General features: G+C 51.9%; 1 protein-coding gene. It reads right to left on the bottom strand.

What is annotated here, in order from left to right:
* A partial coding sequence (locus ACTHTY_RS11595) for a hypothetical protein (RefSeq protein WP_440367773.1) occupies window positions 1-516 on the bottom strand: 516 nt, incomplete at both ends.

The following is a 516-nucleotide window of genomic DNA, read 5'->3' as shown; positions in this document are numbered from 1 at the left end:
TTTAGTATCAGCTGCTACCGCTTTAGCATCTGCCGCTTCAGCTTTCGCCACCGCACCATCAACTTTGGTATCTGCCACTACTGCTTTAGCATCTGCCGCTACTGCTTTAGCATCTGCCGCTACCGCTTTAGCGTTTGTCGCTGCGGATTTGTTGTCTGCTGCTTTCGCTGCATCTTTAGCTTCGCCTGCTTTCGCTAATGCATCTGCTGCATCTGTTGCCGCTTTACCGGCTTTAGTATCAGCTGCTACTGCTTTAGCATCTGCTGCTTCCGCTTTCGCTACCGCACCATCAGCTTTGGTATCTGCCGCTACTGCTTTAGCATCTGCCGCTTCAGCTTTCGCTACCGCACCATCAGCTTTGGTATCTGCTTGACTTGCTAAATTGTAAGCATCGTCTGCACGGCCTTTAGCTTCACCCGCTTTGGTATCTGCCGCTACCGCTTTAGCATCTGCCGCAGCTGCCGCTGTCTTAGCTTCACCTGCTTTGGTATCTGCCGCTACTGCTTTAGCATCTGC

The organism is Neisseria sp. P0019.S002 (genome assembly GCF_051957155.1).
In the GTDB taxonomy this organism is placed as follows: Bacteria; Pseudomonadota; Gammaproteobacteria; order Burkholderiales; family Neisseriaceae; genus Neisseria; species Neisseria perflava.
The sequence above is the reverse complement of the archived record's forward strand: the minus strand, read 5'-3'. Positions and strand labels throughout refer to the sequence as shown.